This is a genomic window from Aeromonas sp. S2(2024) (assembly GCF_041402505.1).
Taxonomy (GTDB): Bacteria; Pseudomonadota; Gammaproteobacteria; order Enterobacterales; family Aeromonadaceae; genus Aeromonas; species Aeromonas media.
Map to the genome: position 1 here is coordinate 59919 of NZ_JBGLRL010000013.1, position 21130 is coordinate 81048.

Annotated in this window: 16 protein-coding genes and 4 tRNA genes; 8 read left to right on the forward strand and 12 right to left on the reverse strand. The window is 60.6% G+C overall.

Annotated features, from left to right (window positions below; genetic code table 11):
• Nucleotides 1-15: 15 nt before the first annotated feature.
• The 4 genes from ACB039_RS14090 to ACB039_RS14105 all read right to left on the reverse strand — a co-directional run bounded on the left by ACB039_RS14090 (nt 16) and on the right by ACB039_RS14105 (nt 5280).
• Nucleotides 16-531, reverse strand: coding sequence for a potassium-transporting ATPase subunit C (locus tag ACB039_RS14090; protein ID WP_139750689.1), 516 nt, complete (start codon nt 529-531; stop codon nt 16-18).
• A gap of 157 nt (nt 532-688) precedes the next feature.
• Complete coding sequence (gene kdpB, locus ACB039_RS14095) at nt 689-2752, reverse strand: potassium-transporting ATPase subunit KdpB (protein WP_371165904.1); 2064 nt, start codon at nt 2750-2752, stop codon at nt 689-691.
• Nucleotides 2753-2819: 67 nt separating this feature from the next.
• A complete protein-coding gene (kdpA, locus tag ACB039_RS14100) occupies nt 2820-4511 on the reverse strand; it encodes a potassium-transporting ATPase subunit KdpA (protein ID WP_371165905.1) in 1692 nt (563 codons plus the stop codon).
• Nucleotides 4512-4842: 331 nt separating this feature from the next.
• Nucleotides 4843-5280, reverse strand: coding sequence for a helix-turn-helix domain-containing protein (locus ACB039_RS14105; RefSeq protein ID WP_226170909.1), 438 nt, complete (start codon nt 5278-5280; stop codon nt 4843-4845).
• A 109-nt stretch (nt 5281-5389) separates the two neighbouring features.
• Here ACB039_RS14105 and ACB039_RS14110 point away from each other — a divergent pair, with 109 nt between their 5' ends.
• From ACB039_RS14110 to ACB039_RS14120, 3 genes are read left to right on the forward strand one after another with little or no spacing between them, the layout of a single operon-like run.
• Complete coding sequence (locus tag ACB039_RS14110) at nt 5390-6340, forward strand: alpha/beta fold hydrolase (protein ID WP_226170911.1); 951 nt, start codon at nt 5390-5392, stop codon at nt 6338-6340.
• 11 nt (nt 6341-6351) lie between these two features.
• Entirely contained in the window at nt 6352-7356 is a 1005-nt protein-coding gene (locus tag ACB039_RS14115; RefSeq protein WP_139750693.1) for an NADP-dependent oxidoreductase, read from the forward strand.
• Between the two features lie 51 nt (nt 7357-7407).
• Nucleotides 7408-8196, forward strand: coding sequence for an SDR family NAD(P)-dependent oxidoreductase (locus ACB039_RS14120; RefSeq protein WP_371165906.1), 789 nt, complete (start codon nt 7408-7410; stop codon nt 8194-8196).
• Between the two features lie 272 nt (nt 8197-8468).
• Here ACB039_RS14120 and gorA read toward each other — a convergent pair whose 3' ends face one another.
• The 5 genes from gorA to ACB039_RS14145 all read right to left on the reverse strand — a co-directional run bounded on the left by gorA (nt 8469) and on the right by ACB039_RS14145 (nt 16764).
• A complete protein-coding gene (gene gorA / locus ACB039_RS14125; RefSeq protein WP_139751270.1) occupies nt 8469-9818 on the reverse strand; it encodes a glutathione-disulfide reductase in 1350 nt (449 codons plus the stop codon).
• A gap of 76 nt (nt 9819-9894) precedes the next feature.
• Complete coding sequence (locus tag ACB039_RS14130) at nt 9895-11853, reverse strand: ATP-binding protein (RefSeq protein WP_005326340.1); 1959 nt, start codon at nt 11851-11853, stop codon at nt 9895-9897.
• Between the two features lie 121 nt (nt 11854-11974).
• A complete protein-coding gene (locus tag ACB039_RS14135; RefSeq protein ID WP_005326341.1) occupies nt 11975-15055 on the reverse strand; it encodes a multidrug efflux RND transporter permease subunit in 3081 nt (1026 codons plus the stop codon).
• Between the two features lie 15 nt (nt 15056-15070).
• On the reverse strand, nt 15071-16177 hold the full coding sequence (locus tag ACB039_RS14140; RefSeq protein ID WP_005326342.1) for an efflux RND transporter periplasmic adaptor subunit: 1107 nt from the start codon (nt 16175-16177) through the stop codon (nt 15071-15073).
• Entirely contained in the window at nt 16174-16764 is a 591-nt protein-coding gene (locus ACB039_RS14145; RefSeq protein WP_043132702.1) for a TetR/AcrR family transcriptional regulator, read from the reverse strand. Before ACB039_RS14145 ends, ACB039_RS14140 begins: the two co-directional genes overlap by 4 nt.
• Before the next feature lie 258 nt (nt 16765-17022).
• Between ACB039_RS14145 and ACB039_RS14150 the strand changes: the two genes are divergently transcribed.
• The 5 genes from ACB039_RS14150 (at nt 17023) to ACB039_RS14170 (ending at nt 18142) form a co-directional block, all read left to right on the forward strand.
• Nucleotides 17023-17099 (forward strand) — tRNA-Arg (locus tag ACB039_RS14150).
• Nucleotides 17100-17148: 49 nt separating this feature from the next.
• A tRNA-His gene (locus tag ACB039_RS14155) sits at nt 17149-17224 on the forward strand.
• Between the two features lie 20 nt (nt 17225-17244).
• Nucleotides 17245-17330, forward strand: a tRNA-Leu gene (locus ACB039_RS14160).
• Between the two features lie 58 nt (nt 17331-17388).
• Nucleotides 17389-17465: transfer RNA gene (locus ACB039_RS14165), tRNA-Pro, on the forward strand.
• Nucleotides 17466-17638: 173 nt separating this feature from the next.
• Complete coding sequence (locus ACB039_RS14170; protein WP_257498026.1) at nt 17639-18142, forward strand: RICIN domain-containing protein; 504 nt, start codon at nt 17639-17641, stop codon at nt 18140-18142.
• A gap of 62 nt (nt 18143-18204) precedes the next feature.
• Here ACB039_RS14170 and ACB039_RS14175 read toward each other — a convergent pair whose 3' ends face one another.
• The 3 genes from ACB039_RS14175 to trmH all read right to left on the reverse strand — a co-directional run bounded on the left by ACB039_RS14175 (nt 18205) and on the right by trmH (nt 20980).
• On the reverse strand, nt 18205-19008 hold the full coding sequence (locus ACB039_RS14175; RefSeq protein ID WP_041207118.1) for a Cof-type HAD-IIB family hydrolase: 804 nt from the start codon (nt 19006-19008) through the stop codon (nt 18205-18207).
• Between the two features lie 195 nt (nt 19009-19203).
• Nucleotides 19204-20244, reverse strand: a complete 1041-nt coding sequence (locus ACB039_RS14180) for an alpha/beta fold hydrolase (protein ID WP_139751272.1) — start codon at nt 20242-20244, stop codon at nt 19204-19206.
• On the reverse strand, nt 20234-20980 hold the full coding sequence (gene trmH / locus ACB039_RS14185; protein WP_180344991.1) for a tRNA (guanosine(18)-2'-O)-methyltransferase TrmH: 747 nt from the start codon (nt 20978-20980) through the stop codon (nt 20234-20236). The genes ACB039_RS14180 and trmH overlap by 11 nt, the downstream gene beginning before the upstream one ends.
• Nucleotides 20981-21130 lie beyond the last annotated feature (150 nt).

A 21130-nucleotide genomic window follows, 5' to 3' on the forward strand; every position in this document is an offset into this window, starting at 1 on the left:
CAGCCAGGAGCGTCATCACGCGTCCTTGTGCTGATCGAGCAACAGATTCAACTGGAGGATGTTGACCACCTGGGGGCCAAGGATACCAGCTTGTGTGGACGACTTGACCTGTTCCGTCAGGGAAGCGGGATCCAGCCCGCGTTGCTTGGCGACGCGATCCACCTGGGTCAGCACCGCGTCCAGGGGCAGATGAGGGTCCAGGCCGGAGCCGGAGCGGGTCAGCATGGCGGGGGACTGGTCATTACCCTGTGCCTTGGCAAATTCGCTGCGCAGGGGGGAGCTCATCCCCAGGTTGCTGGCGCCGCTGCCTATGGTGGTGAAGTCGCTGGCGGAGGGACGGGAGTGGAAGTACTCCGCCCGCTCGAATTTTTGCGCCAGCAGGGCGCTGCCGATCAACTGCTGCTTGGCGTCGGTCAGCTGGCTGCCGTTGGCCTGCCAGGGGAACAACAGCTGGGCCAGCCAGGTGACGGCCAGGGGGTAGCCGACGCCCAGCAGCAGGGTCAGGGTCAGCAGGGTTCTGATTGCTATCATGATTCTCTTGCTCCAAACAGATTGATGGGGTGCAGGCCAGGCTTGCACCCGTTATGTGGTTACACCAGACCCAGGCCTGTGATGACCAGATCGGTCAGCTTGATGCCCATGTATGGGGGCATGATCTGACTGTGGAGACCATCGTGCGGCGTTTTCATCACACCAGCCCCAGGCCGGTGATGACCAGGTCGATCAACTTGATTCCAATGAAGGGCACGACCAGGCCACCGAGACCATAGATCAACAGGTTGCGGCGCAGCAGGCTGGCGGCAGAGCCCTTCACGTTGACCCCCCGCAGCGCCAGCGGTACCAGCGCCACTATGATCAGGGCGTTGAAGATGATGGCCGACAGGATGGCGCTCTCTGGACTGCCGAGTTGCATCAGGTTCAGTGCCCCCAACTGCGGGTAGGCGGCGATGAAGAGGGCCGGCAGTATGGCGAAATACTTGGCCACGTCGTTGGCGATGGAGAAGGTGGTCAGGGCGCCCCGGGTGACCAGCAACTGCTTGCCCACCAGCACCACGTCCAGCAGCTTGGTGGGGTTGGAGTCCAGATCCACCAGGTTGCCCGCCTCCTTGGCGGCCTGGGTGCCTTCGTTCATGGCCAGACCCACGTCCGCCTGGGCCAGTGCCGGTGCGTCGTTGGCACCGTCACCGCACATGGCGACCATGCGGCCATCGGCCTGCTCCTGGCGGATGTAGGCCAGCTTCTTCTCCGGGGTCGCCTCGGCGATGAAGTCATCCACCCCGGCTTCGGCGGCAATGGCGGCGGCGGTCAGCGGGTTGTCCCCGGTGATCATCACTGTGCGGATCCCCATGTGGCGCAGGATCTGGAAGCGGGCCTTGATGCCTGGCTTGATGATGTCCTTGAGGTACACCACCCCCAGCAACTGCTCATGGGTACAGACCAGCAGCGGGGTGCCGCCCTGACGGGCGATGTTGTCGACCGACTTCAGAATGAGCTCGGGCACTCCCTTGCGATCGAGGGAGAGGTAGTTGAGCACCGCATCCACGGCCCCCTTGCGATATTGATGACCGTTGCGATCCAGACCGCTCAGACGGGTCTCGGCGCTGAAGGGGATCACCTTGTCGCTCTCGAGCTGGCTCGGCTTGGCCATGCTCTTGCCGGCCAGGGTCAGGATGGACTTGCCCTCGGGCGTGTTGTCGCCGAGGGAGGCCAGCATGGCGGCCTGGGCCAGCAGGGAGGGATCGACACCGGGGGCCGGGATCAGTTCGTCAGCCATGCGGTTGCCGAAGGTGATGGTGCCTGTCTTGTCGAGCAGCAGGGTGCGCACGTCACCGGCGGCCTCCACGGCACGACCTGACTTGGCGATCACGTTCAGCTTTACCAGCCGGTCCATGCCGGCGATGCCGATGGCGGAGAGCAGGCCCCCTATGGTGGTTGGGATCAGGGTGATGAAGAGGGCCAGCAGGTAGAGGCGCGGTACCTGGGTGCCGTTGTAGTCGAGGAACCAGGGCAGGGTGGCGACCACCAGCAGGAAGATCAGGGTCAGACCCACCAGCAGGGCATCGAGCGCCATCTCGTTGGGCGTCTTCTGGCGCTTGGCCCCCTCGACCAGCGCTATCATTCTGTCGAGCGTGCTCTCCCCGGGATTGTTGGTCACGCGGACCCAGATCTCGTCGGAGACCACAGTGGTGTTGCCGGTCACGCCGCTGCGGTCGGTACCGGACTCGCGGATGACGGGGGCGGATTCCCCCGTGATGGCGGCCTCGTTGACGGAGGCGATACCGGCAACGACCTCACCGTCGGCCGGGATCATCTCGCCGCTGCGCACCAGCACCAGATCCCCTTTTTGCAGGCTGGTGGCCGGGATCCACTCGCCCTGGCCATCTTTCGGATCCCGCACCTTGCGTGCCTGAAGCTGGCTCATGCCCGCCTTCAGGCTGTCGGCCCGCGCCTTGCCGCGGCCTTCTGCCAGGGTCTCGGCGAAGTTGGCAAACCACAGGGTCAGCCACAACCAGGCCGTCAGCTGCCAGGCCAGGCTGGGGGTGACTCCCGACAGGGGTTGACCCAGCAGGGACTCCAGGGTCGCCATCACGGCAGCCAGCCAGAGGGTGAACAGTATGGGGCTGCCAAACAGCGCCCTGGGGTTGAAGCGATAGAAGGCTTCGATCATGGCCTGCACGACTTGTGAGGTCTGTTTCTTGCCCTTGCCCTTCACCTTCTCGGTACGGGCAGGGATGGAGATGGACTTGCTCATTTGAATGCTCCCAGCATCAGATGTTCGACCATTGGCATCGGTAAAGTGACTGACATGAACAGGGTCATCAGAGCGCTCCCAGTATCAGGAGATGCTCGGCGACGGGGCCCAGCGCCAGTACCGGCAGGAAGGAGAGACCGCCTATCAGCAGCACTGTGATGATCAGCAAGGTGATGAACAGCGGACCGCGGATGGGGAAGTCACCCTCGCCGGCATCCTGTTGGGAGGCGCGCGAGAGCTGACCGGCGATGGCCAGTACCGGAATGATGTAGCCGAAGCGACCGAGCAGCATGGCCAGACCGATGGCGACGCACTGCCAGTTGTCTGCGGCGGCGAAGCCCCCGAAGGCCGAGCCGTTGTTGCCGGCGGCCGAGGCGTAGGCATAGATGAGGCGTGACAGACCGTGAGGACCGTCGTGACCCATGATGGTGGTGGCATCCGGCATCAGCAGCGTTACCCCGCCGATCACCAGAACCCCGACCGGCATCACCAGCATGCTGGCGACTACCCATTTCATCTCGGTGATCCCGAGACGCTTGCCGAGATAGGTCGGGGTGCGTCCAACCATCAGGCCGCACAGGAACACGGTCAACAGCACGAATAGCATCATGCCGTAGATACCGGCACCCACGCCGCCGAAGATGACCTCACCGAGCAGCATGTTGATCATGCCGACCATGCCACCCAGCGGGGTGAAGCTGTCGTGCATGGCGTTTACAGAGCCGTTAGAGGCCGATGTGGTCGCCACTTCCCAGATGCTGGAGAGTACAGGGCCGAAACGGCTCTCCTTGCCTTCCCAGTTGCCTGCCATATTGCTTGCGTGAGTGGTGAGCTGGGCGAGCGCCGGATCCGGTTGCAGTTCCTGATAGACGGACAGACCGAGCCCCAGCACGAACAGCAGCGTCATGGCGGTGAGGATGGCGCGGCCGTGGCCGGTATCCTTCACGTAACGGCCCAGGGTACAGACCAGGGCGGCGGGAATGGTCAGCAGGGCGACCATCTCCAGCCAGTTGGAGAGGGCGGTCGGGTTCTCGAACGGGTGGGCCGAGTTGACGCCGAAGAAACCGCCGCCGTTGGAGCCGAGTTGCTTGATGGCGATCTGCGAGGCGGCAGGGCCGAGCGGCAACAACTGCTCCTGACCTTCCAGGGCGTGGAACGGCAGATAGGCCGACAGACTCTGGGGAACCCCTTGCGACACCAGCAGTAGCGCCATGAGCAACGCCATGGGCAGCAGCACATAGAGGCAGAAGCGCACCAGATCCTGCCAGAAGTTGCCAAGGTGTATGGTCTGCTGGCGGGAGAGGCCGCGAAACAGTGCGATAGCGACAGTGGCACCGGTGGCGGCCGAGACGAAGTTCTGGGTAGTGAGTCCCACCATCTGGCTGAAGTAGGAGAGGCTGGCCTCACCGGAATAGGCTTGCCAGTTGGTGTTGGTCATGAAGCTGACCGCGGTGTTGAAGGCGAGTTGCCAGTTCAGGCCCGGCAGCTGTTGCGGGTTGAGGGGCAGCAGGCCCTGGGCCATCAGGATCAGGAACAGCAGACCGAATCCGGCGCCGTTGAAGGCCAGCAGGCTGAGGGCGTAGGACTTCCAGTCCTGCTCCCGTCCGTCCGTGCCACAGCAGGCCAGGGTGGCGCGCTCGACCGGCGCGAGCCAGCGGCTCTTGCCCTCGAACACACGATACATATAGCTGCCGAGCAGGGGTGCCGGCAGCAGGACCAGCAGCACGAAGGCCACCGGATAGATTATTTCTTGCCACATATCAGATCCCTCACTCGTGGTCGCTGTGCATCAGTGCACGCATCAGATAACCGATCAGAGCGAGGATCAGCAGCAGGTATAGCCAATTCATAACGACTCCGTTGAGATTATTAGCGCCGAGAGTCGATGCAAATCCATATCGACTCCGTTGGTGTCATTGACGCTGAAAGGGTATGTAAAACGGCCGTAAAGGCGCCATAAAGGGGCATTTGGGGAACGTAAAATCGGCGTAAAGAACGGCGGTTTTGCGAGAGAAATGGCGAGGAGGGATCAAAAAAACCCAGCCTGAGCCGGGTTTGGGTGAAAGACGATGCGAGTGTCAAATCATCGGTCAGTTTTCATCAGGCATCACCACGCGCAGCGGGCGGGTCCCAATCTTTGCCCCGGTCACTTCATCGACCACGATGGCCTTGATTTCTGTGCCGGCCTCCATATCGAAGAAACGGATCATGTTGTCGTCGCCCCGATATTGGCGACCCCACTCACCAATCATGAAGAGTATCGGTAGAAAATCGCGACCGGCAGCGGTCAGCAGATACTCCTCACGGGGTGGATGTTCAGAATACAGCCTTTTTTCCAGCAAACCCTCTTCGGTCAACGTCGCCAGTCTGCGGGTCAACATCGTGGGTGCTATCCCCAGACTTTTCCGGAATTGGTCAAAGCGAGTGAGACCGGCATGGGCATCGCGCAGGATCAATATGCTCCATGCATCACCAGCAATCGCCATGCTGCGCGCGATTGGGCATGGGGTATCGTAACTTTTTTTCATGTTCATACTGTTTTGATAGTGACTTGGTTGTGAATTGATAGTAAGTTGATATCAATTTGATAGTAACACTGCAACCACAAACAATCCACCCAACACGGAGATCTCGGACATGGTTACAAAGAAGATGGGGATCGCCTCGATAACCGGGAGATCTGCCGGTCACCGCCCGGTGACCACACTACGTCAGACAGGGCATATGCATTGGAAAGATGTGCCGACCCGCACCCTTGATGTGAACGGAACATCTTTTGCCTATCGGGCGCTGGGCCCCGACACCGGTGTGCCGGTGATCTTTTTGCACCATCTGATGGCGGTACTCGATGACTGGGATCCCGGTGTTATCGATGGCATCGCGGCGAAACGCCGGGTTATCGCTTTCGATAATCGCGGAGTCGGCGCCTCGGGGGGATCGGTGCCACATACCATTGAGGAGATGGGACGTGATGCCATCGCCTTTATTCGCGCCATGGGATTGTCGCAGGTCGATCTGCTCGGGTTTTCGTTAGGTGGTGGTGTGGCGCAAATGGTGGCTTTGCAGGCGCCGGATCTGGTGCGCCGGATTGTGCTTGCCGGAACCGGGCCGCGGGGAGGTGGCGGTATCGACGAGATCAACAAGATTGCCGCCACCGCCTACCTCAAAGCGGCATTGACGCTGAAGGATCCGCGGCACTTCCTGTTTTTTCCCCGCACCCCGGATGGCAAGCGTGCGGCAAAAGAGTATTTCTCTCGTCTGAAAGCGCGCACGACTGACCGTGACCAGCCCATCTCCCTGCAGGCCAGATATGCCCAGCTCAAGGCGATCCGGAGTGCGGGATTGAGTGCGCCGGATGATCTTTCGGTCATCACGCAACCGGTGTTCGTGGCCAATGGTGACCATGACCTGATGGTCGATAGCCGACTGTCAGCGGACATGGCTCGCCGGCTGCCGAATGCCCGACTGACGATTTACCCCGACTCGGGGCACGGTGGCATTTTTCAGCACTATCGGGCCTTTGTGCCCGAGGTGCTGGCCTTCCTCGCGGATGACGCAGACCTGACCCCGATGCACAGCCAAGGATGAATGACCGAATCATGAAAGCACTCACATTCAAACGTTACGGCAAGTCGCCGGAGATTGGGATCACGGATCTCCCCCGTCCTGCACTGAAGGCGGACGAAATGCTGGTTCAGGTTTATGCCGCTGGCCTGAACCCGATCGACAACATGATTCCGACCGGCATGTTCAAACCGGTGCTTCATTTTCAGCTTCCCGCCACATTGGGCAGCGATCTGGCCGGTGTCGTGACCGAGGTTGGCAGTCAGGTGACCCGTTTCAAGCCGGGCGATGCCGTCTTCGCCAGTATTTTCGATCACGGTAGCGGATCGCTGGCCGAATTTGCGGTGGTGCCTGAGCGCGCTGCGGCGTTGAAACCTGCCAATCTGGACTTCGTGCAAGCTGCCTCGATCCCGATGGTCGGACTCACCTCATGGCAAGCACTGAAGGAGCGCGCCAATCTGCAGGCTGGCCAAAAGGTGTTTATCCCTGCCGGATCCGGTGGCATCGGCACCTTTGCTATCCAGCTTGCCAAGCTGCTGGGGGCCAAGGTGGGCACCACCGTCAGCACCGGTAACATCGAGCTGGTGCGCGAGCTGGGGGCCGATGAGGTGGTCGATTACAAGCAACAGGCATTCGAGCACCAACTGCACGGCTACGACACCGTGCTGGGGACAGTCAGGGGAGATGCGATCGAAAAAGCCATCGATATCCTCAAACCGGGAAGCAAGATTATCTCCCTCACCGGCCCGCTGGATGCTGCCTTCGCGCGTGCCCGGGGGCTGAACGTATTGCTCCGCCTCCTGTTCGGGCTGATGAGCCGAAAAATCAGGTCGCGGGCAAACAAGCGGAACGTCGCCTACTCGTTCCTGTTTGTGCGTCCCGATGGCGACCAACTCACCGAAATCGGCGAACTGCTCGACGCTCAACGCATCAAGCCGGTCATCGACAAGGTATTCCCGTTCGACCAGGCCAAAGAAGCGCTGGAGTATCTTGCCAAGGGCCACGCCAGGGGCAAGGTCGTCGTCAGCATCAAGCCGTGATCACGGCCGCATTGGCTCGTTCACCCACGCCATCCATATCAAGGAAATAACATGACCACACTACCGACAGTCTTTATCACCGGCGCCTCCAGCGGTATCGGTGCCACCTATGCCGAACGTTTTGCTCGCCGTGGCCACGATCTTGTTCTTGTTGCGCGCAACAAGTCGCGCCTGGATGCGCTGGCCATGCGCCTGAGTGAGCAACACCAGATAGCCGTTGAGGTGCTGCAGGCTGACCTGACCAATTCGGCAGAGCTGCCGGCACTGGAAACTCGCCTGCGGCATGACGCACGTATCGGCATCCTCATTAACAATGCCGGTATGCCGCAATCCGGGCATTTTCTGGAGCAATCTCCCGAGGCCATCGAATCCCAGATCGCACTGAACATAACCGCATTGACGCGGCTCGCCGCAGCGATCGCACCGCGCCTTGCGCAATCCGGCACGGGGAGCATCGTCAACATTGGTTCTGTGGTGGGATTTTCGCCCGAGTTCGGTATCTCTCTCTACGGTGCGACCAAAGCCTACGTGCTGTTTTTGTCGCAGGGGCTGGCTCATGAACTGTCACCCAAAGGGGTCTACGTGCAAGCCGTGTTGCCGGCCACAACCCGCACCGAAATCTGGGCGCATGCAGGTGTGGATGTCAACACTCTCCCCGAGGTGATGGAAGTGGGCGAGCTGGTTGATGCCGCATTGGTCGGGTTCGATCGCCGCGAGCTGGTGACGATTCCGCCACTTCATGTCGCCGAACGCTGGACCGCTCTGGATGATGCACGTCAAGGGCTGATGTCGGATCTTCGCCAAGCTCATGCGGCCGAACGATATCAGCCGCAAGCCTGAACACCTCAATCCGCCAGATTGGACTTGGATGCAATGCGAGGAGATCCGCTCGTCATTCCATCCAACCTGACAGCCCACAGTGGAAGAACCGCAGTGTGATGGCGGTACTGATGCGCAGACCGAGGTCGAATCTCGCCGTGTGGTGATAGCGCTGCTACTGGAAGTAGTTGGCGTGTGGTGGCCCACTCTTTCATGCAGTCGGGAGGAGGGAAGGAAAGCGGCACTCAGTTGTCGAAGCCGGCCTGATGGTGATCAGACCGGCTTCGACGTGCTTATCGCATTGTCACAAACTCTTCCGCACTGGTCGGATGGATAGCAACGCAGTTGTCAAAGTCCGCCTTGGTGGCGCCCATCTTCATGGCGACGCCGAAACCTTGCAGTATCTCGTCCATCGCAAAACCGATGCCGTGCAGGCCGACCACCTTCTCCTCCGGCCCGACACAGACCAGCTTCATCCGGGTGGGCTGGCGATGCTGGGTCAGGGCCGAATACATGGCGGTGAACTGGCTGCGGTAGACCTTCACCTGGCTCTCGCCATATTCGGCGATGGCTTCCGGCTCGGTCAGCCCTATGGTGCCGATGGGCGGGTGGCTGAACACCACGGTCGGTACCAGATCGTAGTTGAGGTGCTCGTTGGGCTTGTTGTTGAACAGCCGCTCGGAGAGGCGACGACCGGCCGCGACGGCCACCGGGGTGAGCTGGATGCGCCCCGTGTTGTCACCCACCGCATAGAGGTTGGCGACGGCGGTGTTCTGGAACTTGTCGGTCGGGATGAAGCCCTGCTCGTCCAGGGTGATGCCGGTGGCGGCCAGATTGAGGTTGTCGGTGGCGGGCATGCGGCCGATGGCCCAGATCAGGCAGTCCACCGTGAGATGGCGGCCATCTTCCAGTTGCAGGGTCAGGCTTTCGTCGGCGTTCTTGACCACGGCCTTGGGCACGGCGTGGGTGTGCAGCTTGGGCCCTTCCTGGGCCATGATCTCCACCAGGGTCTCGTGGATCATGGGATCGAAGTTGCGCAGCGGCGCATGCTTGCGCACCACCAGGTGGGTCTCGGAGCCGAGTGCCTGCATCACGCCGGCGATCTCCACGGCGATATAGCCGGCGCCGACCACGGCGACCCGCTTGGGTTGGGCTTGCAGCTCGAAGAAGCCGTCGGAGTCGATGCCGAATTCAGCACCTGGTATGGTCGGAACCTCGGGGCGGCCGCCGGTGGCGATCAGTATGTGATCGGCGCTGTACTGCTCGCCATCAACCTCGATGGTGTTGCTGCTGACGAAACGGGCAAAGCCCTTGATGACGGTGATCTGGTTCTTGCCCAGCACGTTCTCATAGGACTTGTGGATGCGGCCGATGTAGGCCTGACGGGACTCGACCAGCCTGGCCCAGCTGAAGTGATTGAGGGTGGTATCGAAGCCGTAGTCGGATCCATACCTCAGGGCATCGGCGATCTGGCCGGCATACCACATGGCCTTCTTCGGCACGCAGCCGACGTTGACACAGGTACCCCCCAGCTCTTTGGCTTCAATCAGGGCGACTTTCTTGCCATACATGGCAGCCCGGTTGGCCGAGGCGATGCCGCCGCTGCCGCCGCCGATGGCGATATAGTCAAAATGCTGTGCCATTGCGAGGTTCTCCGCTCGTTAAGAATGCAATCACAGCATGATGGGGACAAAGTGGCCGGCTCACAAGAGCCGACGCTCAGTTCTGCTGGATGGGCAGGCGAATATGGAACTGGGCTCCCTGGCCCGGTTCGCTGGCGCAATGGATGCGGCCACGGAGCAACTGCACCACCAGGTTGTAGATGATGTGGGTGCCGAGCCCGCTCCCCCCCTGGCCCCGCTTGGAAGTGACGAAGGGATCGAAGATGCGCGGCAGTATTTCCGGGGGGATGCCGCGGCCGTTGTCACTGTAATCGATGACCAGCTCGTCACCCTGCTGCTCCACCCTGATGGTGATCTTCTTGGGCCTGTCCCAGCCGTCGAAACCGTGATGGATGGAGTTGAGGATCAGATTGGAATAGATCTGGGTGAAGCTGCCGGGGAAGGAGTAGATGGCCAGCTTGGGATCGCATTGAATGTCGACTTCGCACTGGGCCTTCTTCAGCTTGTAGCCGAGGGAGACCACCACCTGATGCAGATTGTCGGCGAGGCTGAAGTTGTAGCGCGCCTCGGACGACTGATCCACCGCCACCTGCTTGAAGCTGGCGATGAGCTCGGAGGCTCGCCTCAGGTTGCCCTGCAGCAATTGCATCGACTCGTCGAGATTCTGGGTGAACTCGTTGAGATAGGAGCGTGACAACTGCTTGGCTTCGAGGTGCTGCTTGAAGTCGGCCACCTGCTCCTGCAGATAGGAGGAGGCGGTCACGCTGATGCCGATGGGAGTGTTGATCTCGTGGGCCACGCCGGCCACCAGGGAACCGAGGGAGGCCATCTTCTCCGACTCCACCAGGGTCTGCTGCGCCTGTTTCAGGTCGTCATAGGCCTTGCCCAGCTGGTCGTTGGCATCGCTCAGGCTGCGAGTACGCTCCACCACCTTGCCTTCCAGCTGTTCGTTGAACAGGGTGATCTCCCGCTCCACCTTCTTCAGACGGGTGATGTCATAACCGAAACCAATCAGATACTTGAGATTGGGTCCCTCGTAGAAGGGGGCGAAGGTCCACTGCAGGACGAGCTCGTGGCCCTGCTGGTCATGCATGATGATCTCCCTGTCATCGAGAGAGCCCTGGTCCGACAGGATGGCTGCCAGCTCGGCCCTCTGCTCCTGGCTGACGAAGAGATCCAGCCAGTTGTGCTGGAGCAACTCCTCATGATGGTAACCGGTGAGCAGGATGGCGGCCGGGTTGATGCTGGCGATGTTGAGATCCGGTTCCATGCAGCAGATGACCATGTTGGCCGAGTTGATCAGGGTGGCGGAGAAGTCCCGCTCCTGCTGGAGTTGATCCGCCGCCTGATGGCGGGCCGTGAACTCGTCGTTCAGGCGGGTACGCATCTGGTTGAGGGTGGCGGCCAGCGCATCGAACTCGTCCGGATGCTTGCGGGGCAGGGGGCGCCCCTCCAGCGTCAGTTCCACCGCCAGCCGATCCAGGCTCAATTTCTGGGCGTAGCTGACGATGCGGTTGATATGACGGATCACCAGGTAATAGATGATGACCAGGATGCAGAGCGAGACGACCAGGGTCTTGATGGTCTGGCTGACCAGGATCAGCACCGACTTCTCGATCAGTCGCTGGTAGACCTGCTCCAGGGTGGCGGCGACGAACAGCTTGCCGACCACTTCCCCCTGATAGGTGAGGCTGAATTCGCGGGAGATGTCGTATTGCGCCTGCTCCACACCCTGGGTCAGCAGCGGCACTTCCGAGTTGCCCAGCATCTCCTTGACCATGACGAACTGCATATTGGGCAGGTTCATGATGCCTTCGATCTGCACCTTGACCTGCTCCTCATCCAGGTTCCACAGACTGGCGGAGATGGGTTGCAGGAAGGAGGCCTCGATCTGGTCGATGCTGGCCTCGATGACGGTCACGTCCTTGTTGTAGTCCCAGGCGAGCTGCAGCACCGTGATGACCAGCGCCAGCACGGTACTGCAGATCAGAATGTAGGAAAGCAGACGATAAGAGAGTCCGTTAAGGCCGAAGGCCTTGGAGAAGATTCCTGACATGGCATCCTTGCGGTCTGGATTGCGAACGGCTTAGTTTAACTGCTTCATGGACTCATGTCGTGGGTCATGAAATGGATAAAAACAAGGCCCCTTTCGGGGCCTTGTTGGTGTCGGCTGAGGATCAATGGCTTCCCTTTGCCTTGGCCGGAATGGACTCGTCGAATTCCGGCAGCGGTTTGTGTTCGGAGGCCAGGAAGGTGTAGATCACCGGCAGCACGAACAGGGTGAACAGGGTGCCGATGGCCAGACCCGCCACGATCACGATGCCGATGCTGAAGCGCTGGGCCGCGCCCGCACCTGCCGCATAGAGCAGCGGGATCAGACCGGCGATCATGGCCGCCGTGGTCATCAGGATGGGACGCAGACGCACCTTGGCGGCCTGCATCACGGCCTGCATCCGGTTCATGCCGTGCAGCAGCTGCTCCTCCTTCGCCACCTCGCAGATCAGAATACCGTGCTTGGTGATCAGACCAACGAGCGTGATGAGGCCCACCTGGGAGTAAATGTTCATGGTGGCCATGCCCCATGCCAGGGCAATCAGCGCCCCGCTGATGGCCAGCGGCACCGACACCATGATCACCAGAGGATCACGTACCGACTCGAACTGGATGGCCAGCACCAGGAAGATGATGGCCAGCGCCAGTGCGAAGGTGGCGTACAGGGCGTTGCCTTCGGTCACGAACTGGCGGGCTTCCCCCATGAAGTCGTAGCGATAGCCTTGCGGCAGCTTCTCTTCGGCGGTGGCCTTGAACCAGTTGATCGCATCCCCCATGGCCACACCCGGTGCCGGTACGGCGCCTATGGTGGCGGAGTTCAGCTGGTTGAAGTGGGGCAGGGCGCGGGGCTCGCCAACCACTTCAATCTTGATCAGACTGCCCAGCGGGATCGACTTGCCGTCGGCGGCGCGCACGTAATAACCCTTGATGGACTCGGGGTTGAGGCGGTACTTGCGTTCCACCTGCGGGATCACCTCGTAGGAGCGGCCATCCAGATCGATCCGGTTGACGTAGCCGTCTGCCATCATGGTGCCCATGGTGGTCCCGATGTCCTGCATGGTGATGCCGTAGGCACCCGCCTTGTCCTTGTCGATGCTGATCTTCATGGTGGCCGAGTCGTAGTTCAGATCGAGATCCGAATAGACGAACTGGCCGTTGGCCTGGGTCGCCGCCAGCATCTCACCCGCGATCAGGAACAGGCTCTCGAAGCTGTTCGGGGTGGTGATGACGAACTGGATGGGCAGACCGCTGGAGGCACCTGGCAGTTCGGGGAACTGGAAGGTGGTGATGGCCATCCCGGGGATGTCCTTCACCAAGCCGGCCACCCGATCAAGCACCTCTTTCTGGCTCGCCTCACGCTGGCTCCAGGGCACCATGGAGGCGATGCCGAAGGCCTGGTTGGCGTTGAACACCCCGGAGAAGACCTGGGAGTAGGCGATTTCCGGCTGGTCATCCAGGACCTTGTTCACGTCCGCCATGGTGTTTTCGATGTAGTCCAGGTTGGCATTGGACGGTGCCGTCCCCAGCACGGCCATGACCCCCTTGTCCTCGGACGGGGCCAGCTCGCTCGGAATGAACTTGAACAGCAGCGGCAGGCTGCCGAACACGATGACGGCGAACAGGATGACCACGATGCGCTTTTGCATCACGGCATGCAGCATGCTGTCGTAGCGGGCCGTCATCCGATCCAGCAGGTGATGTACCGTGCTCTCGAACTTGCTCGGGGTCTCGTTGGCCCTGAGCATCTTGGCGCACATCATGGGTGACAGGGTCAGGGCGATGATGCCGGAGACGAACACCGCCCCCGCCAGGGTCAGCGCGAACTCCTTGAACAGGGAGCCGGTGATGCCCCCCATCAGGGCGATGGGCGCGTACACCGCAGCCAGGGTCACCGTCATGGCGATGACCGGCACGGCGATTTCACGAGTACCTATGATGGCGGCCCGGAACGGCTCTTCCCCCTCCTTGATGTGGCGGTCGACGTTCTCCAGCACCACGATGGCGTCATCCACCACCAGGCCGATGGCGAGCACCATGGCCAGCAGGGTCATCAGGTTGATGGAGAAACCGAACATGTCCATCATCATCACCACGCCGATGAGACTCAGCGGTATGGTGATGATGGGGATGATGACGGCCCGGAAGGAGCCGAGGAACAGGGTGATCACCACCAGTACGATGGCGGCCGCCTCCAGTATGGTCTTGATGACCTCGTGGATGGACTCGTTGATGGCGATGGTGGAGTCATACAGGATGTTGACCTGCATGGTGCTCGGCATGTTGCTCTTCAGGCTAGGCAGCAGCTCCAGCACATCGTGGGCGATGTTGATGGGGTTGGCGGTCGGCGCGGCATTGATGGCAAGCACCACGGCCTCACGGCCGTTGGCGCTGGCGCGATAGATGTCGTGGCTCTTCTCCAGCGACACTTTGGCGATGTCGGAGAGGCGGATCACCTTGCCATCCCGGGTCGCTACGACCAGGCGCTTGAGTTCATCGGTATTGCTGACCTGGGTCTCGGCATTGCCGTTGAACAGGGTGAAATAGCCGGTGGCCTGACCGGTGGCGGACTGATAGTTGTTGCTGTTGAGCACCGTCATCACGTCGCTGGCGGTCAGATCGAAGGCGGCCATCTTGGCCGGATCCAGCCACACCCGCAGGGCAAACTCGACCCCGCCGTAGAGGTCCACCTTGGACACCCCGCCTACGGTAAACAGCTGGGGCTTGATGACCCGCTCCAGATAGTCGGTGATCTGGCTGGAGTTCAGCTCAGGGCTGGTGAAGCCCATGTAGAGCACCGCCGTGGTGGAACCCGTGGAGGAGGTGACCGAAGGGTCTTCCGCCTCTTTGGGCAACTGGGATCGCACCGAGTTGACCTTGGCCAGGATGTCGGACAGCGCGGCGTTGGGGTCGGTGTTCAGCTTCATGTAGGCCGTCACCGTGGAGCTGCCCAGCTGGCTGGAGGAGGTCATGAAGTCGATGTTGTCGGCTTGCGCGACCGCCTGCTCCAGCGGCTGGGTGATGAAGCCCTGGATCAGATCCGAGCTGGCGCCATAGTAGCTGGTGTTGACCGTGATGACGGTGTTGATCACCTCAGGGTATTCCCGCACCTGCATCTTGAAGATGGCCTGGAAGCCCAGCAGGGCTATCAGGAAGCTGAGCGAGATCGCCAGCACCGGCCGTTTTATGAATATGTCAGTAAATCGCATCGCAGATCTCCGCGCTTACAGCATCGGGGTTTGTGCCGGAACGGCAAGGGCATCGTTGTCGACCACGTGCACCTTGGTATCGTTGCTCAGGCGAACCTGGCCCGACAGCACGATTTGATCGCCAGCCTTGATGCCGGACAACACATGGACATCATTGCCGCGACGCTCGCCCGCCTTGACTACCACCTGCTTGGCGCGTTTCACGCCGTCTGCCTCATGGATGACATAGACGTTCTCCCCATACAGGGTGAAGGAGATGGCAGACTGCGGGATCACTATCTGGTCTTTCACCGTGGGCAGAATGATGCTGGCACGGGCGAACATGCCGGAGCGCAGTTGGCCGCCGTTGTTCGGGATGTTGGCCTGTACCTGGATCAGGCCGCTCTGGTAGTTGACCGCTGGCTCGATGGCGGTGATCTGACCGTCAAACTGGGTCTGGGGATAGGCATCCACGTTGATCTTGATGGTCTGGCCGAGGGAAATCTTGGAGATGTCGGTCTGGGGCACGGTGAAGCGCAGGCGCATCACGCTGGTGTCTTCCAACCGCACGATCTCGGTACCGGGTTCCAGATACTGGCCGAGGAAGACGTTGCGCAGACCCACGACACCACCGAAGGGGGCGCGGACTTCGCGGCGGTTAATTGTGCCCTTCAGGCTCTCGATGTCCGCTTCCAGGGAGCGGTAGCTCGCTTCGGCATCATCCAGTTGATCGCGGGAGATGGAGTTTTTCTGGTACAGGTTCTGATAGCGTTGGAACTTGGCTCGAGCCGCAGGCAGTCTGGCCTGGGAGGAGTTCAGGTTGGCTTTTTCCACGCTGGAATCCAGGCTCAGCAGCAGTTGATCCGCCTTGACCTGTGCCCCGGATTCGAAGCTGATCTTGTCGATGGTGCCTGCCAGCTCACTGGAGAGGGTGACCCCCTGGTTCGGCTCGATGAAGCCGATCGCCTCTATGGTGGGGACCCAGTCTTGCGCCTTGGTCACCATGGCGGTCACCGGGAACTCTGGCTCGGGTCGATTGGCCATGAACTCTGCAATCTTCTTCTGTTTGAACATATTGAAGCCGATGACACTGCCGAACAGGGCGAGTGCTATCAGCAACATGATGGCCATCCACTTTTTCATGAACAGGCTCCTGTGATGGAATGATTAGGGTTTAAAATGGCATTCCAGCTGGCTCGGATGACCGTCTCCAGCTGTTCTTGCGTCAATACAAAATCGTGAACCCGGCGTTGCTGTGCCAGGTTGGCCACGCAATCCAGACTCAATGCCTGCAACACCAGGACGGGGAGATCAATGAACAGTCCCTGCTGGCGTCCCTGCTCGAAGAAGCGCTCAAGTGGCGCCCACGTCGCCATTATGACCGGATCCCGCTCCAATTCAGCCCCCAATGGAGAACTTTCGTACTGCAATTTGCACTTGAGTGCGTTGGGATAGTTGGTGAAGATGGCGTCGATATTGAGCCAGAGGCGTCGATACTGACGATATGACACCTCCTCTATTTGCACCCCCTCCATGATCTGGGGATGACACTTGAGAATGGTGTGCAGGTAGAGTTGGCGGACAAGATCATCCTTGTCGCTGAAGTAGCGATAGATGGTCCCGGCCGCGACCCTGGCTTTCTTGGCAACCATGGCGATGGAGAGGCCGTAGAAGCCCTGCTCGCCGAGGATCTCGTGAGCCGCCTCGAAGATGCGTTCTTTCTTATCCATGGTGATCAGATTTCGGTGACTGAATGAACGTTCATTCATTCTAGGTGGAGGAGAGGACAAGTCAAGGGATGCCAGTCAGTTTACTGCAAGATGAGTATGCACAAGCGGGTCACGTGAAGATGATTTGGCTCGAGAGCGTGAAGAATAGGTATAAAACTGCACAAGGAGATTGAAAAACAATCGCTTGATTCCTTGTGACAAAAAAAGAGTAGACAAGGTGGGCGCCATCATCAATAATGCGCCCCGTTCGACAGCGTAGCGCCCGTAGCTCAGCTGGATAGAGCGCTGCCCTCCGGAGGCAGAGGTCACAGGTTCGAATCCTGTCGGGCGCACCATCAACGTGCGCCGGTTAAGCGGGCGTTGTTGTGGAACAAAACAGCTGTGGTGGCTGTAGCTCAGTTGGTAGAGTCCCGGATTGTGATTCCGGTTGTCGTGGGTTCGAGCCCCATCAGCCACCCCATTTTACAGCTTGTCAGGTATGCGAAGGTGGCGGAATTGGTAGACGCGCTAGCTTCAGGTGTTAGTGCCCCCCGGGTGTGAGGGTTCGAGTCCCTCTCTTCGCACCATACTTGCTGTATGACGAGGATGACCAGATGGTCATCTTTGTATTTTGGAAATACCCATCGGTGATTAGCGCAGCCCGGTAGCGCATCTGGTTTGGGACCAGAGGGTCAAAGGTTCGAATCCTTTATCACCGACCACATTATGAAAACCCCGCTTCGGCGGGGTTTTTGCTTTTCTGCGTATCTATGTCTTTGTCACCTCTGCTTACATTTCTGCAGGCGCCTGTTCGCCATGGGTTCGTTATGCTTGGCCGGGAGCCACGAGAATAGTGGACACCCGCGACCCACTCAGACACAGGCCTATGCACCTCATGCCCTTTCATATCCGACTGCTTGCCCTGATGGCACTGCTGCTCGGCGGTTGTGCCTTGCCGCCGAGGCCAGAGAACCTGCTGCTGGGGGCTGCTCCCAGGTCCACACCGGTGCCCCCGGCCACCCTGGTGACCGACGGTGGCTTCTGCGTGGCCCTGAACGAGCAGGGCCGCCTGCTCACCCAACCTTGCGATCAGGGGTCCAACCAGCTGTTTATCTGGGATGCGGGAGCCTTGCTGCTGGCGCAGGGCTGCCTGATCGCCACGGGCACAGACGGCCTCGTCGTGGGAGGGTGCGAGAATGACAGCCACCAATGGCAGTGGCAGGGGGATCATCTGTTCAACCGACAGGTGTCACTGTGCCTGGATGTGGCCGGTCGTCGCCACAGATCCGCCGTGCCGTTGCGGCTGGCCGAGTGCTACGGTGGCGCCAATCAGAGCTTCACCTGGACGCCAACCGGCAGCCTGCTGGAGCGTCTGATGCCCCCCAGCTCGATATGGTGAGGATACCAAGAATGTAAGAAGGGTGGTCTATAGACCACCCTTTTGCACTCATGGCGAGGAGATCAGGCGACAACGGGGGCGAATAGTCGCTCCAGATAAACGGCGACGCCATCCTCGTCCGAGCTCAGGGTTTGATCATGGTTCGGCAGGGCAAGCTTGAGGCGATCATGGGCGTTGCCCATCACCACACCGCGGCCCACCATGCTCAGCATCTCGAAGTCATTCATGCCATCCCCGAAGGCGACCGCCTGGGACATCTCAAGCCCATGCTGCTCCAGCACGGCACGCACGGCATTGCCCTTGTGTACCCCGGCGTGCATCACTTCGAGGCAATCCGGCAGGGAGAAGGTGACGTTGATCCGATCACCATAACGCTGGTTGAGCTCTGCCTCTATCTGCAGCAGTTTCTCGTGTTCACCGATGTAGAAGACCTTGTTGATCTTGTCCAGCGGGTGGCTGGCGAGATCGGTCAGGCGATAGCTGAAGCCGGAGTCGTGATGGAACTGCAGCAACCAGGGCATCTCCTCTTCCACCAGCCACTCGTCGCCGTAGTAGACGTTGATGTGGATGGAGGGGTCACGCTCCAGCGCGATCAGCTCGGCCGCCACCGTGCTCGGCAGTGCCTGGTTGAAGACGAGAGAGTCCTGCTTGTCGTGCACCACGGCGCCGTTGGAGGTGATGAGGTAGATATCCAGCCCCAGCGCATCGCGGATGCTGCGTACATCCACATGGTGACGGCCGGTGGCCACCACGAACTTGATCCCCTGATCCACCAGACGGTGCAGGGTATCCCGGGTGCGGGGGGAGATCTGGTGCTGCCCGTTGAGCAGGGTACCATCGAGATCGGACACAACTACCTTGAACATCATTACCTCGGCATCAGTGGAACGCCGGGGCAGTGTACCCCAGCGTCCGGTGTGACCCCATTTATTTAGGGATCCAAAAAATAACCAGTCCTGGGGTCTGATGCCGTGCCGGTGCAGACTGCGCCTGGGTGGCAAGTGACGCCACACTGGACGCAGGACGCTGGCCACGCCCCTGGCAAGTCATGCAACTGGCCACTAGAAACGGGCGAAGAAGTCCAGGGTCGCGGTCAGGGCTGGCAGGCGCTGGGCATCGGCCTCGATGAACAGCTCGTGCCATGCCCCCTCGATCCGCAGCGGCTTGCCCCCTTCACATTGGAGCCGGTCACAGAAGCTGTCCTGGGCCTGGTTATCGACAATGCCGTCTTCCCCGGCCTGGATCAGCAGCAGCGGCGTATTGATCCTGTCTGCCTCCGCGATGGCGGCATCCCCGGCCTTGATGCCCTCGCGGATCCAGTGGGCCGTCACCCCACCCAGCTTGATCTGCGGATGCTGCTCATAGAGCTGGCGGAATGCCTGGTAGCGGGACTCGCTGTGGCTCAGGCCGTTGTCGGCAAATTCATGGGAGACATAGCCGGTCTGGCCCGGGCCATAGGGGGGCTCGCCCCACCAGCTGCCGACCGTATCCATGGTGGCTGCCAGCCCCAGGGCCAGCCACTTGGGCAGGCCGCCGAGGTTGATGCCCATCATGGGGGAGGAGAGCACGGCCGCCTCGACATCATCCGGCCAGCGCTCCAGATAGCGGGCCGAGATGGCGCCGCCCATGGAGTGGGCCAGCAGGAACAGCTTGGCGGGTTTGTCCGCCAGTATGACCTGGTCATGGAACTGCTTCAGATCCAGCACATAGTCGTCGAAGTCGGCGACATAGCCTTTCTCCTTGTCGGCCAGCAGGCGATCCGACAGCCCCTGGCCGCGGTGGTCGATCAGATAGAGGCTGTAGCCCTGACGCCACAGATCCCAGGCCAGCTCCTGATACTTGAGGTAGCTCTCGACCCGACCGTTGACGAGGAGTATGGCCCTGTCCACCTTGGTCTGGCGCAGGGCGGCATAGCGGATGGTCACCCCGTCCTTGCCCTTGAACTCCCCCGGGGCGGCATGGTCGCGCCAGAAATCCGGCAGGGTCTGTTGATGGAGGGCGGGGACGTCGGCTTCCGTGGTCAGCTGATAGGGATTGGTCACGGCAAGGGCTCCGGCAGAAAACAGGGTCAGGGCCAGCAGGGGCAGAGCGTTAAACTTCATCGGTTGGATACTCCATATCCAGGGGATCGTCCTGTTGTGCGGCCCAGCCCTTGCGGGTCAGCTGCATCCGTTGCCACCAGGCCTCGTCCGCCAGGATCTCGCCGGCCGGGCCGAGCTGGGGATAGGGCATCTCTTTCTCTTTGCAGAGCTGGGCATAGATGGGATAACCCCCCTCGAACAGTATGCTGTTCTGCTCCTCCAGGTCGAGCGGGCAGCCGTGCTGATAGCAGCCGGCCAGCTCGCGCTGGCGCTGGGCTTCGTACAGTATGGCGGCGGCGGCCACCGAGACGTTGAGGGACTGCACCATGCCCACCATGGGAATGACGATATGGTGATCGGCCAGGGCCAGCGCCTCTTCCCCTATGCCGTGCTTCTCCTGGCCCACCAGGATGGCGGTCGGCTTGGTGTAGTCGATGGTGCGAAAGTCCACCGAGCTCTCCGAGAGGTGAGTCGCCAGGATCTGCATGCCGGAGTCTTTCAGTTCGGCCACGGCACTGCCGATGTCCGGGTGCAGCTTGACGTCGACCCAGTTCTGGCTGCCGCGGGCGGTGCCCTTGCGCTTGTGGATCCAGGTCTTGGGCCAGACGGCGTGGACCCGGTGAATGCCGATGGCATCGGCGGTGCGCACGATGGCGGCCAGGTTGTGAGGTTTATGCACCTCTTCCATGCAGACAGTGAGATCGAGCTGGCGCTGGGCCAGCATGTCAGAAATCCGCTTGAAGCGTTCAGGGGTCATATCAGTTTCTATGCTGTGAGGTTTGTGCACGCATCTCTTGCATGCAGACAGTGAGATCGAGCTGGCGCTGGGCCAGCATGTCAGAGAACAGCTTGAAGCCTTCGGGGGTCATGGCTTGTCTCTATAAAAGCAGCAGGCGGCTTGCGCCGC